Source organism: Lactiplantibacillus sp. DA1 (genome assembly GCF_032681335.1).
GTDB lineage: Bacteria > Bacillota > Bacilli > Lactobacillales > Lactobacillaceae > Lactiplantibacillus.
Genome location: NZ_JAWHTQ010000003.1, coordinates 361391 through 377107, shown reverse-complemented (window position 1 = coordinate 377107; position 15717 = coordinate 361391). Strand labels below are relative to the sequence as shown.

Genomic DNA, 15717 nt, shown 5'->3' with positions numbered 1-15717 from the left:
CTATATTAATTGTAAAAGTTAGGGAGTGATAAATTTGGCGCCGAATAGTTCACCAGCGACTCTTACACGAATGATTATTGAGTTGATATTGTCAAAAAAGATAGTTCACTATCAAGATATTATGGAGTATACGGGCACATCGCGTAAGACGATTGCTAAGTATCTGAATGAGGTGGAAAAGGTAGTCAACCAGCAAGGTGTACAGCTTGTTAGGAAAAGAGGACAGGGTATTCGTTTTAGTGGTAATACGAAGGGACTGTTGGCTGAGTTTCCGACACTGAAGGACAATAGTCAAAGTGAGCAAGAACGCAGAATTAGCATTATGACATTCTTGACACAGCAATCTAAACCAGTGTTATTAGATGATATTGCTGACCGCTTCTTTATTAGTCGTAGTACGTTGGAACGTGATTTAAATGTTTTAAAAATGGATTATGGGTTGAAGCTGACGGCCACCACAGAAGGCGTTAAATTCAACAGTTCGGAGAGTGATGTTCGTCGAGTGATTGGTCAGCTATTACAGTCATATTGGGGACAAGAGATTAAGCAAAATCAACAGACTGGCAAAATGACACGCACATTTAAAGTGCCAGAGTCCCTGAAACGATATGTCAATAAACAAACTTTAAATCAGATGCAAAAAGTCCTGAATAAATTTGTGAAGATTTTAAAAGTTGATGTAAATGAATATCAATATGAGTCTTTACTGATCCATACAACTATTGCGATTCAGCGAATTAAGAATGGCGAGTTTATTACTCAAACGACGACACAGAATTTTGACACCATGGCAATATCTCCGAGTACCAACAAATTAGTTAAAATGCTTATCGTGGCCTTCAAGTGTGAAGTTCCCGATGAAGAAGTTGCTTATTTAAATATGCATGTCGCGGCCATTGAGGATGGGTACATTGATCTGGATAGAAGTGGCTTAGTTGAACGAGCGATAGTCGACTGGCTACGCAGCGTGCTAACAGATTATGATAATCAATTATTGCGTAATCTAACGTTGCATTTACGTCCGGCGCTGGTTCGCATTAAAAATGGCATTAGTATTACGAATCCGTATTGTAATCAAGTTAAAACGTATTTTCCCGTCGCTTTTGATCAAGCACTAGCATTAGCGATGGCGATTGAAAAGCAATATCATTTACAGCTAACTGAGGATGAAATTGCATACTTAGCACTGCACTTTGAATCGTTCATTGAACGCCGAAAGGTCTTAAAACCAGATGTTGAGCTTGCGATTGTATGCAGTACTGGTTATGGTACGGCAGAGTTACTAAAGCAACGTGTCATGGACAAACTACCGGATGTTCAGATTGTTGGCACTTTGTCTGTGAATGAATTGATGGCTTCAACGGTGACTGCAGACATTATTATTTCGACTATTCCGTTAAAGATGAGCGATACGAGAGTTATTCAAGTCAGTCCGTTTTTGAATGACCAGGAACTCAGCTTATTGGAAAAGTTGAGTCAAGATATTCGTCAAGAAAAGTATGCGCGGAACGCATTTGTTAAATTATTAAGTCCAAACGGTATTATTACAAATTCAAAGGCAACTGAAAAAAAGACGGCGATTATTCAACTAACTGATCGGCTAGAAAAGTATGGGTATGTTGATGATCAAATGCAAAATTCAGCGTTAGCACGTGAACAAGTTGCATCCACCATTATCGATAAATTTGCAATTCCCCATGGTGATATCGACCATGTTTTGCAACCAACGATTGGAATCATGACGTCAAAAAAGGGGATTAAATGGGATCACGAAAATGTCCATGTTGTGTTTTTCGTAGCCCTGAATCGCACGGTTGAGACACAAATGGATGATATTTACAGTTATTTCTATAATTTGATTCAAGATAGACAGCGAATGGCGGCCTTAATAAAGGCTCAAAATGCTCAAGGAATTATTGATACATTAGCACAGCAGTGAAGGGGAAATGCAAATATGACAGAAATTTTTAAACAGAAGTATATTTTTTTAAAAGAACATTTTAGAACACGTGAGGATGTTTTTAGCTTTATTGCACATAAAGCAATTGAACTTGGCTTTGCAGATAGCGAAGACGTAGTTTTGAAAGCGCTGCATCAAAGAGAAAAAGAAGCTTCAACAGGAATGCAGGACGGTATAGCGATTCCTCATGCAATCTCAGAATATCTGCGGCAACCCGCTGTACTATTCATTCGCTCTACAACAAGCATTCAAGATTGGCCGACATTTGATGACCAACCAGTTAATCAGGTAATTGCTATGCTAGTTCCAAAAAATAGTGAGCAGGCACACTTACAGATTCTAGCTAACTTTGCGAGTGCATTAGTGGATGACCGTGAGCGTCAAGCATTGCTTGAAAGTCAAACAGTTCAGGATGTTTACACTGTATTAACGAATAGTTCGGAAAAAATTTTATAAAAAGAGGATGACTGATATGGATTTTGTTGCAATTACATCATGCCCAGCAGGGTTAGCACATACACCAATGGCGGCGAAAGCGCTAGAAAAAGCAGCGCAAGAACTAGGTTTACAAGCTAAAGTAGAACAACAGGGTGCAATGGGACTTAAAAATGAAATTACAGTTGAGGAGGCGAAAAGCGCAAAGTTTTTATTGATTGGTTCGGATCAAAAAATTGAAAAGATGGATCGATTTGAAGGGATTCCAGCAGTTCGAGTTGATATTAATATGTGTATTAAAAAGCCGAAAGCTGTTATTGATAAGGTCAGCAAAGCGGTTGCTGCTCGTGTTAAATAAAATGAACTTAATGAAGAATGGAGGAGTGAGTTATGAAGAAAATATTGGCTGAGTGGAAGGGCTACTTAATGTCTGGTATTTCATATATGTTACCGGTTGTTATTGGTGGGTCCCTCGTAGTTGCAGTTCCTAAGTTGATAGGTCTATGTTTTGGAATTACAAGTTTTGATGCGTATAAAACTGGCTTTTGGTTTTATATGGGACAAATTGAAGCCGTTGGCTGGATTGGTGTTGGCTTAGTTAATTTAGTTTTGGCCGGTTACATTGCGTATGCTATTGGCGATAAGCCAGCTTTGGCCGCCGGGTTTATTGGGGGCTCATTAGCATCTAGTTCTAATATGGGATTTTTAGGAGCCTTGGTTGCTGGGTTTGCAGCTGGTTATACTGCACGTTGGTGTCACAATAAGTTACATGTTGGTGAAAAGTTCGAATCTATTATGCCATTAGTTGTTGTACCGCTACTATCTACAATGGTTGTGGCAATATTGATGGGAGTCATTTTGAAGCAACCGCTGACTTGGATTAATGTATCACTTGTCGCTTGGATTAAACAAATGAGTACAAGCGGTGTAAGTGCTATTACCTTAGCAGTTATCATGGGCGCTATGATTGGTTCTGACTTAGGCGGCCCTGTTAATAAGGCTGCATGGATGGCAGGTAACGTTTTATTAGCTGAAAAGATTTACACCCCTGCAATGATCGTTAATGTGGCTATTGCTGGTATTCCCTTAGGATATGCATTTGCGACGACTTTCTTTAAACATCGTTTTTCTGATGAATTACTTGATGCTGGACGAAGCGACTGGTTCATGGGATTTATTGGAATAACCGAAGGTGCTATTCCGTTTACATTAGTTAACCCGTTGAAATTAATTCCAATTAATATGATTGCTGGTGCTGCTGGTTCGGCGACTACGATTTTACTTGGGGCTCAGGCTAAGATTCCTCCTGTTGGTGGGGTTTATGGATTTGTCACCATTACGAATGGTTGGGCCTATTTAATCGGTCTAATTGTTTGCGCTGCGATTATCGGTGTACTGGCACCATTGGCTGTGGACTTTAACCAAACACAGAGCGAAGAACAAGTCACTGATGATAATGAGGACGACATTAACATTAATTTTGAAGCTTAGATTGACTAAAACGAGCCGCATAATGGTTAAAGAGCCGTAGTGCGGCTTTTGTTACCTAAAATAACAGGGAGCGATACATTTATGACAAAAGCACATTTTGTAAATCATACTCATTGGGATCGAGAATGGTATTTTACAACTGAGGACGCACAGGTGCTAAGTGATCAGCTGTTCTCAAATGTTTTGAAGGAGTTAGAAACGCATCCTGAAGCTAATTTTACTTTAGACGGACAGACATCAATACTAGATGAGTATGTTGAAATGCATCCCGAAGATGTTATCCGGATAAAGAAATTAATTAACCGTAATCAATTATTTGTTGGACCATGGTATACACAGACTGATGCGATGATACCTGATGCAGAATCAATTATTCGTAACTTAGTTATTGGCATCAACGATACCAAACAAAAGTATGGGCAACCAATGATGATTGGCTATTTGCCAGATACTTTTGGATTTAATTCGCAATTGCCAATGCTCTTAAATCAAGTTGGCATTAATGACTTTATTTTTTGGCGGGGCACTAATTTTAAGCGACAAATGGACTCTGTTTATTTTAAATGGCACAGTCTAGGTCATAGTCAAGTCTATGCTGCTAATTTTCCGTTAGGTTACTATACTGGTCAAATCGCATTGGATTCGAAGAAAAACTTACAAGAGTTCGTTGCAAACCGTCTAGATCCAGGAATTGATTTTGAAAGTCAACAGGGTCAAAATAATTCAGTCCTAGTGCCTTCGGGAATCGATCAAATGAATATTATTCATAACGTATCTGAGACTATTAGTAAGATAAATAAATATAGTCATAATCAGATTGTGATCAGCAATTATCCGAAGTTTATGCGAACATTACGACAACGCAACGATTTACCGGATTATCAAGGCGAGTTGCGGTATCCAACTTATGCTAGAGTTCATCGGACAATTGGTTCAGTACGTTCGCGCATTAAACGGCAGAATTTCAAACTCGAACAGCAAATATTACGACGTGTTGAGCCACTGATGGTCATCGCCAAAAGATGTGGTATCGATGTGTCTAAGGGTCTTATTTTGAAACTTTGGAAAAAGTTGCTAGAATGTCAACCGCATGACAGTTTGGGTGGCAGTGTTTCTGATAATGTTGCTATTGATATTGACCATCGATTCAAACAAGGTTTTGAAATTGCAGACGGTATCGAAAACTATATCAAGAAAAGAATCGCACAACGGTTGAAACTGGATGCCAATCAGGTGCTAGTATTCAATACTGATCCACGCCCATTCAATGGATATAAGAAAATCCGTTTCTTAACATCATCGAAAAACATTATGTTTGATGAAAAATATCAAGCAACTATTTTAAGTGCAAATTATGTGGCTAAGCGAGAAAATATCATGCAACAAACGGCTAAAGGCTTTGAATTTAAAGACGAGCCTGGTTACTATGAATTACAAGTACAAGTTGCAGTCCAGTTTGATGGGTTGGGCTACCAAGTAATTGACTTTAAGGATGGTGCAGAAGCTTTGCCAGAATTACAGTCTGAGCAACAAACGGCTATCCAAAATGAAAGTTGGAAAGTGAATTATGTCGATGGTAACTTTCAGGCAACTACTAATGGGAAAACTTACAAAAACATCATTAGTATTGTAGATTCGGGTAATGATGGTGATACGTACGATTATTCACCGCTTCGAGGCGACAAAGAGGTTGACTTGCCTTTAGCCGGTGTTGTAGCCATTTATGTTGGAGCTGGAAGGCAAGAACTGCGATTAAGTGGCAAGTGGCAGTTACCAGAAGGATTGGCTGATAGGATTAGTCACGAACCAAAGCTGCGCGATGTCGCATTTGAATTAACGTTGACTTTAACTGATGGTGACAATGTATTGGCAGGTCGTTTAACTGTCGATAATCAGGTTCTAGATCATCGATTACGGTTAAAAATTAATACAGCAATTGAAAGTGACACTGCAGTTGCGCAAGTTCAAGGCGGCTTTCAAAGAACACGTAATTTACCAATTGCGGAAAATTGGGAAGACGAATTTGTTGAAAAACCGGTTAACCTTTATAACTTTGATAAAATTGTCGGGATGCAAGGGGCTAGCGATGGCCTGTATTTAATTGCTAAAGGAATGAAGGAATACGAGTTAGGAAAGAAAGCATTTTATGTCACATTAATGGCAACCACTGGTCAACTTGGTAAGCCTAATTTACTGTGGCGACCAGGCCGTGCTTCAGGCGATACAACTAGTATTGGGCATCAGATGACACCAACGCCGTTGGCAGAAGAATTAGGAGCAAATACATTTCAGTTTGGGTTAGTTTCTACATCTCAATTGAATGAAAATAAATTGGCAATAATTGCTGAAAAGTGGTTAGCACCCGATGTTAGTTATCAATTACAAAAATTGAATTTATTTGTAAATCGCTTAGACAATAAAATTTGGGATGTTGAATTTGATGATTCATTACCAACTATCTCAGAGTGCGAGTCATTTTTGAAACTCGATCCACATGTCACAATTAGCGCGTTGTATCCGGCTTATACTGTGCCAAATAGTTTTGTTATCCGTTTGGCAAATGAATCTGGTGTGGCTGCTGATTTGACTCCCTTATTAAAACAATATTTCATTCAGGTAAATGCTCTGGAAGAGGCTCAACCATGTTCGGAACAATTAGTGATTCAGCCTTATGATATGGTTACCTTGCTCATACACAATCAGGGGGCATAGCTCATGCGTTTGGGAAGTATTGAAGCTGGAGGAACTAAGTTTATTTTAGCAATTACTGATGAGCACTACCGTATCTTGAAGCGAGAACGAGTAGCGACCACAAAGCCAAATGAAACGCTAGCAGCCTGTGTTTCATTTTTTAAGAAAAATCCAGTCGATGCGTTGGGAATCGGGAGCTTCGGTCCAGCTGATATTAAGGTGGATTCACCGACATATGGTCAGATTTTAAATACACCAAAAGCTGGTTGGTCTCACACGGATGTTGTACAGATGTTGAGGGCAGCTTTGAAAATTCCAATTACTTTTACAACGGACGTAAATGCTTCGGCTTATGGTGAATATATGATTGGACAAGGACAAACAGTGCGTTCACTAGTATACTTTACTATTGGGACAGGCATTGGTGGTGGTGTTATCCAAGATAATCATTTCATAGGTGGTGTGTCTCATCTCGAGATGGGACATACAATGGTTATACCTATGTTAGGCGATAACTTCAAAGGTGTCTGTCCATATCATCAAAATCGGTGCTTTGAAGGCATGGCTTCAGGGCCCGCAATTGAGGCTCGAACCGGCAAACCGGGGGAACAATTGAAGCGAACCAATGAAGTATTTAAGTTGATCAGTTATTATATTGCACAGCTGGTCTTTGATGCATATCTTAATTTCATGCCTGAAAGAATTGTTATTGGTGGCTCAGTAGTAAGTGAAACTGAACTTCCAGTGATTAGAAGAGACGTTGAGCAGCTTAATAACAATTATGTTGAATTACCGAACTTAGATCATTTGATTGTTTTAACGGGAATTGCTAATAATGGTTCTGCAACGATTGGTAATGTTGCCCTAGCTAAAAATTTGATAATGTAAGCAAAGTGAGTCGATAACAAAAAAGTTATCGGCCTTTTCTTTATTGTCAATTAAAAAATAGCCGGAAGTACTTATTTATGACTTGTTTCATGATACAGTAGAGTCGGTAAGATACATGATTTTATCTTGTAAGAGTTTAACGTTTAACTGAAATTGTTGTGTTAAAACCGACTTAGCATACGTTGATTTCAAATGGATTGTTAACGTTACACAATAATTTAGTCTGTGTTAAATATACTTAGAATTAACCTAACGGAGGAAAAGCAATGCTCAAATTAATCGTAAGCGACATCGACGGGACCTTAGTCGACGATCAGGGCCAGTTACTACCGGCTACTATTAAAGGTGTTCAAGCAGCCGTTGCACAGGGCGCCCAGATGGTCCTAGCATCTGCCCGTTCACCAAAAGGTATGTTTGGTATTGCACAACAACTCGGCATTAATTCTACGATGATTGCGTACAACGGCGCCTTAACAGCGACCACTGATGTTAACGACCAACTAACGGTTTATGAGCAATGTGCTGTTCAACCGCCGTTGGCCCAGGCCGTTCAAAGTTTGATTGCGCAAAAATGGCCGGCCGCTTCAATCAATATTTATACGAATAATGACTGGTTAGTGGCTGCTAATGGCCCATGGGAACAACAAGAGGCAGCCGGAATTGGGTATCAACCGCGAGTCACAGATTTGGCTACATGGTTAAAGCGGATGCCAACGCCGGTGCATAAAATCATGATCATGGCGGATCCGGATGTGATTCAAGCAATTGAGCAGCGACTGATGTCAGATGAATTCGAGCAATTAGCTGTTTACCGTTCAAAAGACACGTATTTAGAAATTGTTGCGGCCGGCGTGACGAAGGCCGCTGCGCTGATTAAATTATTACAAGACGATCAAGTCACGCCTGCCGAAGCGATTGCGTTTGGTGATAATTTTAATGATGTGGCTATGTTACAGACGGTGGGTGTGGGAATTGCGATGGCAAATGCGCCGCAAGCGGTCAAGAATGCAGCTAATACTGTGACGACTGACAATAATCATGATGGGATTCAAGCGACGTTGGCTCGATATTTTAGTTGAGAAATCGAGTTAATTGCGGATGAAATAAGCGATTGTGATAAAACGCAAAACAGTGAAAGTTCAACGCCATGTTCGTTGGACTTTCACTGTTTTTTATATTGTAGAAGACAGCTAAGATTATCATTGGTTGTTTAAGTAACCAATCGCTTAGCGTGTCAAAATCTCTTTAATGGCGGCACTGGCAGTCAGTGGCTCGTGTCCCAGGGCGTGGGCCAAGTCCGTAGTGTCTTCAGCCAGAGCACCGTCATTAATTGGTGTTTGAAATGAAGCAAACAAGGCTGCGGTATCATGATTTAGGCCCGTAGCTTCAAGTGATTGCGTGTATGCCGCCTGATTCACTTGAGTCACTGTAAATTGGTTATCCGTGGCTTGTTGTAACGCTTTTCCAAGATTAGCATAGCTGCGTGGTGCTCCTGCCAATTCATAGATTTCTTTAGGATTAGATAGTATAAGAATCTTGGCGGCAGCTTCAGCATATTCACGTTCTAGCGCCCAACCAGCGGTATTGTTGGCCCAATATAATGTTTCTTGATTATGAGCACCGCTTTGTAAGAAGCCCATTTCATTTTCAAGATACCAGTTGTTGCGCAAGAAACTGTGGGCGATATGGGCTGCGGTGATAGCATTTTCTGTATCACGATGGTCGCTGGCAAGCACACTGATTGAAGTTTGAGCTTTAGGAAAGCTAGTGTAAGCGACAAAATCAACGTGCGCGGTCTGAAGTGCAGCAACAACGTTTTGATGGGCCGTAGCACGAGCAACGGGGCCACCAGGTTGTGAGGAAACGAAGAGGACGCGGTCTATACCCTCAAAAGCGGCAGTCATTGAGGCACGATCATCGTAGTCGCCAACTCGAAATTGATTATTGGGAAAAAGCTGTGCGGCTTTTTCTTGATTACGTGCGATAACAATGACATTTTCAGCACCAACCAGGTTGTTAAGGGTATTGACGGCGGATTGACCAAACTTACCAGTAGCGGCAGTGATTGCGTATTGCATAGTTAAGACTTCCTTTCGAATTGCTGTATCAATAAGAATTACAGTGATCAGCTTAACACATGTAACTTGAAAGTCAACAACTATGCTTTGACGAATGTCAATTCTATTTTGATTAACAGTTGATAAATAGCTTTTTAAAATAATTATTATTAACGCTATGACGATAATATAAAGGATTAAATGTTACTAATAAAGTTTCATCTAATGATGATTCCAATTATTAAAGTAGGACGGTTTAAATATAATCAAAAAAGATTAGTCGACATATAGAAAGTGTCCGACTAATCTTTTAGATTAAATCATTTAAGTATGGCTATTTGTTTTTCAATGCTGTTAAGATTCGTTGCGCCGCCTGCCCATTAAAGTCATTGGTTTGTAATCGCTCGAAAACGTCCCTCATAATGTGCATCAGTTGTTGATCGGATAATCCTTGGGCGGCCAAAGTATTGAGCATGACCTGTAAGAGATCCATTGGGAGAACGGGCCGCTGATCAGGATGGGCACTAAAGAATTCCTGCACTGCCTGGTCGTGGAGTCGCCAGTAGACCGGATTTTGAACATCATCAAAAATCGCTTTGAGTTGTTCTAGTGCCGGTGATAATGGTATGTTTTTGGCAATAATGGTGGTTAACATGCCATCGCGTGCTGGGATACGCACATCTGCAATGTAGTCTTTTAGAAGTAAAAAATGGGTCTTAAATGGTGGCCGTAAAGTAAAGGTCATTGTTAATGTAATTTGACTATCAGTAGCTGCCATGATGATTCCCCCTCAAAGTTAATTGGCAGTGATGATGGATAATTAATGACGTTTGGTAAAGCGGACCACTGCTTCACAACGCGCCGTCTGCGGAAACATATCGATTGACTGGATATAATCCACTTGATAACCGCGCGTCAACGATTGTAAATCCTGCGCTAGTGTCGATGGATTACATGAGATGTAGACTAGCTTTTCAGGTGCGCTTTGCAAGATAGCGTCAATCAAGACGTTATCTAGGCCAGTCCGTGGTGGGTCAACAACCATTGCGTCCGGTGCAAAACCACTAGCTAACCATTGTGGTAACAAAACTTCAGCTTCGCCAACTTCATAGTGGGCATTGTTGATCTGATTACGCTGTGCGTTGGCATTAGCATCCGCAACGGCCGCCGGGATCGTGTCCATGCCCCGGACTTCTTTGGCAACATCGGCTAGCGACAAGCCAATCGTCCCAACGCCGGAATAGGCATCAACGAGTGTCTCGTTGGGAGCCAAGTTTAGTGCTTCTCGCGCCAATCGGTAAAGTTGCTTAGTTTGTTGCGGGTTTAATTGGAAGAAAGCACGAGCGGATAAGTCAAAGACGAGCCCGTCGAGTTCCTCTGTAATCGTTGGCTTGCCAGCTAGTAAGGTCGTTTGATCGCCCCAAATCAGTGACGTTTTACCTGCGTTGACGTTTTGCATGACTGAGACGACCATTGGTAATTTTTCAGCAATCTTCATTAATAATTGATGCTTCTTTGGCAATTTGGGTGTATTGGTGATAAAGACAAGTTGGACTTCACCAGTCGCTGCCGCAGCTCGCACAACAATTGTTTTAACAATACCAGAATTATGTGCTTCATCATAAATGGGCACTTGGAGTTCTTCTAGCCAAGCAACGACCTGGCGCATGACTGTCATGGTCACCGGCATTTGAACGGAACAAGTTGGTAAATCAACTAGGTTATGGCTATTTTCTTGATATAGGCCAGCAGCAACGTGCCCATCGATCATCCGAACCTGAAATTGGGCTTTATTCCGATATTCATATGGATCAGCCATACCAATAGTTGGGCGGACATCGTAGTGGCGGTAGCCAGCGGGTCGATACTTTTCAAGTGCTTGTCTGATCAAGTCTTGTTTGAAAGCTAACTGGGCCGGATAGTCGAGGTGTTCGAGTTCAAAACCACCGACTTCCCCAGCGTAAGTATCACGGGGATCAACCCGGTCGGGGCTAGGTTTACGAATGCTACGAATATTAGCTTCGAGGTAACGTGGGTGAACTGCGGTAACTTCAGCAACTACAACTTCATCGGGTAGCGCACCCTTGACAAATGTAATGACGTGTTTGTAATAGCCAATGCCTTCACCGTTAATGCCTAGGCGCCGAATAGTCAGTGGGAAGCGTTGGCCAATGGTGACCGTCGCTTGTACTTTTTCGGTCGGTGGTTGCCGACGACGATCATTGTGTGATCGTGATTGGTGCGAATAATGATTAGATTGTGGCATAAGTTTAATTTTGACCTCGTTTTTCTGTGAACTGTGTTAACCCCCATTATAGCATGCGGTCGTTGATAGGATAACCGGAGAGGATTAGTTGAACCCCTTCTTGTTATTAGGTTATAATGATTCTAAATTAGCAGTGGGGGGTGGATCGTGTGGATTCATTGATTAGACTCAAAAAGGTTAATTATCAAGTTGCGGATCAACATATCTTATATGATATTGATTGGAAGATTCCAACTGGCGCACATATTACGTTGACTGGCCCATCGGGTGGTGGTAAAAGCACGTTATTACGAATTATTGCGGCAATGATTTCCAAAACAAGTGGCGATTTAATTTTCGATGGCCAGCCCATTGAAAGCTATGATCCGATTATGTATCGGCGGCAAGTTTCCTATTGTTTTCAACAACCGACATTATTTGGCGAAACTGTGGCGGATAATTTAGCTTTTCCGTACCAAATTCGCAAACAAACAATGGATGCGAAACGGGTAGTGGCGGCTTTGAATAACGTTGGATTGTCAGAGCGGACACTCCATCAGCCAATCACTGAGCTTTCTGGTGGTGAACGTCAACGGGTCGCCCTGATTCGTAATATCTTATTTTTACCGAAAGTGTTGTTATTGGACGAGGTAACCGCTGGTCTGGATGAAGATAACAAACAAATTGTGCACAGGTGGTTACGTCAGTTAAATACCCAAGCTCACGTAACAACTATTATGATTACCCATGATGCTACGGAGATCGCCGCAGCCGATCAATTAGCGAAAGTCGTCGCAGGCAGATTGGAGGTACACGCATGAATTTAGCGGTTAACAATACGTCGCTATTCTTAGCAGCAATGTTAGTTTTGGTAGCATTAGGAATTAGCTTGTGGCAAAAGCTCGGATTAGACAAGGACATCGTGATTGGGGTTATTCGGGCCGTAGTTCAGCTATTTATTGTGGGCTACTTATTAAAATATATTTTCCGTGTTAATAATTTGTGGCTGACATTAGCGATGATTGGCTTCATTATTTTTAATGCCGCTTGGAATGCAAAAAAACGTGGGCCAGGAATTGACCACGCTTTGTCAATTTCACTACTAGCTATTTTAGTTAGTACGGGAGTGACGTTAGGCGTACTAGTTTTATCGGGAGCGATTAAGTTTGTGCCATCGCAAATGATTCCAATCTCTGGGATGATTGCTTCCAACTCAATGGTAGCTATTGGATTGGCTTATCGAAGTCTCAATAGTCAGTTTCATGATCAGCGCCAGGGTGTGCTAGAACGACTGGCATTAGGTGCTGGGTTGCTAGATGCTTCAATTGCGATTGTACGTGAGGCAATCCGGACTGGCATGTCGCCAACGATTGATTCGGCTAAAACGGTGGGCCTAGTTAGTCTTCCCGGGATGATGTCCGGGTTGATCTTTGCGGGGGTCGATCCGGTGCGGGCCATTAAGTATCAAATCATGGTTACGTTCATGCTCTTGTCAGCGACTAGTTTAGGTTCCATCATTGCGTGTTATTTAGCCTATCGCAATTTCTATAATGAACAAAAACAGTTGAAGTAATGGCTCCTGATTGCAGTCCAGTCGGCACTCCTTTATGATGGAGTCTGGAATAAAACTTAATGCGGGGGTGTTGATGTGAATAACTCAGCGGTTTGGGTGCCAATTCCAGCAATTGTATACTGGGGCTGGGTGGTGCCAATCACGTTTGGAGTCATTTTTGGTTGGCGTTATCATCGTGATAAGGTTCGGCTTGGTAACGGTATTTGGTTTTCGCTATTTTTCTATTCTTTTTTAACAATGTTAGCGATAACGATTTTAGGTAGTAATATCCACTGGTTGATATTGGTAAGTGGGACATTGTTCGTTTTGCTAATACTATTAATTGGCTTGATCTTTATGTTGCAAGCGTTCTTATTACTATGGAACGCGTGGATTATGTGGCGTCATGAAAGTCACACGTTAGCGAATATGTTAACGCTATATTTAGGATTAGCAATTCTGATATTACCGTTTTTAGGTAATTTGTTAAATAATCACGTCCCGCAACCGGTTAGTTATTTTCTGACGGTCTTTCCGAACCTCGTGATTTTTTATCTTGGTTTTTGGTTTTATAACTACCTGACGATGTTGACGATTTATCAATTCAATTGGCCACGTCTGCGCCAAGATTACATTATCGTGCTGGGTGCCGGTTTGTTGGATGGCAAGCGTGTCTCACCATTACTAGGTCAACGTATCATGCGTGGATTGCGCTTTTATCAGAAGCAGCAGCGCAAGACTCACCATCGAGCCGTGATGATTTTTTCTGGTGGTCAGGGTGGTGACGAAACGGTTCCGGAAGGGCAAGCCATGTTGGAATATGCGATTGCACATGGTTTACCGGTTAAGGATGGCTGGGCGGAAACGCAGTCGAAAACGACCTTACAAAACATGCAGTTTAGTAAACAGTTGATTGATCAAGGGCCGGTTAAAAACCCCCGGACGATTTTTGTCACGAATAATTATCATACCTTTCGGGCTGGCATGTTTGCCAAACAAGCGGGACTCAAAGCAGATGGTATTGGTGCGCGAACAGCCAGGTTCTTTCTGCCGGATGCTATTATTCGTGAGTATATTGCGATATTCGTTCGTAATAAGTGGTGGCACGCGGTAGCGATGGTCGGCATCTTGATTGTATCGTTATTGTTGACCTGGTTTGATATTTATCAAGCATCGTTATAATCAATATTGTTGATTAGAGATATTCTGAGCTAGCTAGATGGTGGCTTGGGATATCTTTTTATTACTATGGCCAATGTTATATCAGTCGATTGAAGAGAAATAATAAGTAAATGTTAACGACTTAATGGCGCTAATGAAAATATACAACTGAACCGATTAATTAGCACAACGCGTAACTAGTTTGGATATCGTTCCCGCAAGTATCTTTGTAACTCATCAGGTAGTTGAACTGTTACGACGTCTTGTCCAAGAAATTGCATCCAATCACCAAAAAAGGCGATTTCGTCGCCGCTTAGTGGTAAATGGTGCCGCAAAATACCACGCATTTGATAAGGGTCAGTGTACGATAGTGACAACGAAAAAGGATGGTATCGTTTGAAACGACTAACCGCTGTAGGACCTAGTTGCAGTTCAACATTTGGCGCTGGTGTTGCTGCTTGTAGTTTGGCTTCGATGGCCTGGGAATTCAAATTAACGTTAGCGCTTTCTACATGAGTAATCTTAGTTAAGGGCCATTGCACTAAAACGTTCGTCGCTAAGTTAATAAATTCCAGCCACCATTGACTTTGTTCATGGTAGAGATGCGTAACAGCCACGGTGTAAGTATGCTCATGGCTATCTGTCAATTGCATACACTGGTTAATGATCAATTGCTGAATGAGTGCTTCCAATAATGGATCCGGTAAGTCTGCCCGATCAAGTAAATTTGGATTTTGCGGATGAGTGCCATCAAAAATGATTCGTTGATTTAGGATGAGCAGATCATCTTGTTGAGTCAGTGGAATGAGACCGAGTAATTTTTCGGTCACTGTTCGGCGGCTAGTAAGGTAGGGTAGCTGCTGGTTGCGAGTAGCCATAAATGCGACGAACATCATTTTGATTTCGTCAGTTGTAAAATGAATGGCAGGAAGTACCTGATTACGCATAACGGCGTAGCCACCGTTGCGGCCATTTTCTGCAACTAATGGTAGTCCTAAGTCTTCGATCGTCCGCACGTAACGAATAGCGGTTGATCGTGAGATGTTGAATTCTTGCATCAATTCTTTAAGTGTAAATTGGGAGCGATTGTTGATATAGCGCATAATCATGTTGATTCTAGTTGTTTTATTCATCAGATAGCCTTCTTTTTTACAAAAGGTGTCACTTTTTGAAACCTTTTATCGTTATTATAAAAGCAATCAAACGGAATACCAAGATAATTCCAAGAAAGTAGGCA

14 protein-coding genes are annotated in these 15717 nt (G+C 41.4%); 10 read left to right on the top strand and 4 right to left on the bottom strand.

The genetic code is table 11. The annotated features are described in order from the left end of the window. The first annotated feature begins 322 nt into the window (after positions 1–322). From RXV91_RS06855 to RXV91_RS06825, 7 genes are all read left to right on the top strand, one after another. On the top strand, positions 323–1939 hold the full coding sequence (locus tag RXV91_RS06855; protein ID WP_396426752.1) for a BglG family transcription antiterminator: 1617 nt from the start codon (positions 323–325) through the stop codon (positions 1937–1939). A 15-nt stretch (positions 1940–1954) separates the two neighbouring features. Then, on the top strand, positions 1955–2416 hold the full coding sequence (locus RXV91_RS06850; protein ID WP_316439255.1) for a fructose PTS transporter subunit IIA: 462 nt from the start codon (positions 1955–1957) through the stop codon (positions 2414–2416). A 16-nt stretch (positions 2417–2432) separates the two neighbouring features. Next, on the top strand, positions 2433–2753 hold the full coding sequence (locus RXV91_RS06845) for a PTS fructose transporter subunit IIB (RefSeq protein ID WP_003642461.1): 321 nt from the start codon (positions 2433–2435) through the stop codon (positions 2751–2753). A 32-nt stretch (positions 2754–2785) separates the two neighbouring features. Next, positions 2786–3886, top strand: a complete 1101-nt coding sequence (locus RXV91_RS06840; protein WP_003642460.1) for a PTS fructose transporter subunit IIC — start codon at positions 2786–2788, stop codon at positions 3884–3886. Positions 3887–3967: 81 nt separating this feature from the next. Beyond that, positions 3968–6598: a glycoside hydrolase family 38 C-terminal domain-containing protein gene (locus tag RXV91_RS06835; RefSeq protein WP_316439254.1), complete on the top strand. Its 2631-nt coding sequence runs from the start codon at positions 3968–3970 to the stop codon at positions 6596–6598. Positions 6599–6601: 3 nt separating this feature from the next. Continuing rightward, positions 6602–7465, top strand: coding sequence for an ROK family protein (locus RXV91_RS06830; protein WP_316439253.1), 864 nt, complete (start codon positions 6602–6604; stop codon positions 7463–7465). Between the two features lie 266 nt (positions 7466–7731). Further along, on the top strand, positions 7732–8544 hold the full coding sequence (locus tag RXV91_RS06825; protein ID WP_316439252.1) for a Cof-type HAD-IIB family hydrolase: 813 nt from the start codon (positions 7732–7734) through the stop codon (positions 8542–8544). Positions 8545–8691: 147 nt separating this feature from the next. On the opposite strand, the gene RXV91_RS06820 is transcribed toward RXV91_RS06825, so the two are convergent. The 3 genes from RXV91_RS06820 to rlmD all read right to left on the bottom strand — a co-directional run bounded on the left by RXV91_RS06820 (position 8692) and on the right by rlmD (position 11788). Beyond that, positions 8692–9543, bottom strand: coding sequence for an NAD(P)H-binding protein (locus RXV91_RS06820; RefSeq protein ID WP_316439251.1), 852 nt, complete (start codon positions 9541–9543; stop codon positions 8692–8694). 313 nt (positions 9544–9856) lie between these two features. Then, positions 9857–10300, bottom strand: coding sequence for a hypothetical protein (locus tag RXV91_RS06815; protein ID WP_251898964.1), 444 nt, complete (start codon positions 10298–10300; stop codon positions 9857–9859). A 42-nt stretch (positions 10301–10342) separates the two neighbouring features. Next, complete coding sequence (gene rlmD, locus RXV91_RS06810) at positions 10343–11788, bottom strand: 23S rRNA (uracil(1939)-C(5))-methyltransferase RlmD (protein ID WP_316439250.1); 1446 nt, start codon at positions 11786–11788, stop codon at positions 10343–10345. Between the two features lie 149 nt (positions 11789–11937). Between rlmD and RXV91_RS06805 the strand changes: the two genes are divergently transcribed. From RXV91_RS06805 to RXV91_RS06795, 3 genes are all read left to right on the top strand, one after another. Then, the gene (locus tag RXV91_RS06805) at positions 11938–12588 is read left to right on the top strand and encodes an ATP-binding cassette domain-containing protein (RefSeq protein WP_316439249.1); all 651 of its coding nucleotides are present in this window, start codon (positions 11938–11940) and stop codon (positions 12586–12588) included. Further along, on the top strand, positions 12585–13340 hold the full coding sequence (locus tag RXV91_RS06800; protein ID WP_021731082.1) for an ABC transporter permease: 756 nt from the start codon (positions 12585–12587) through the stop codon (positions 13338–13340). Before RXV91_RS06805 ends, RXV91_RS06800 begins: the two co-directional genes overlap by 4 nt. A gap of 75 nt (positions 13341–13415) precedes the next feature. Then, positions 13416–14501 (top strand): YdcF family protein, encoded by a 1086-nt coding sequence (locus RXV91_RS06795; RefSeq protein WP_316439248.1) that lies wholly within the window; start codon positions 13416–13418, stop codon positions 14499–14501. 176 nt (positions 14502–14677) lie between these two features. Here RXV91_RS06795 and RXV91_RS06790 read toward each other — a convergent pair whose 3' ends face one another. Next, positions 14678–15613: an HTH domain-containing protein gene (locus tag RXV91_RS06790; protein ID WP_316439247.1), complete on the bottom strand. Its 936-nt coding sequence runs from the start codon at positions 15611–15613 to the stop codon at positions 14678–14680. Positions 15614–15717 lie beyond the last annotated feature (104 nt).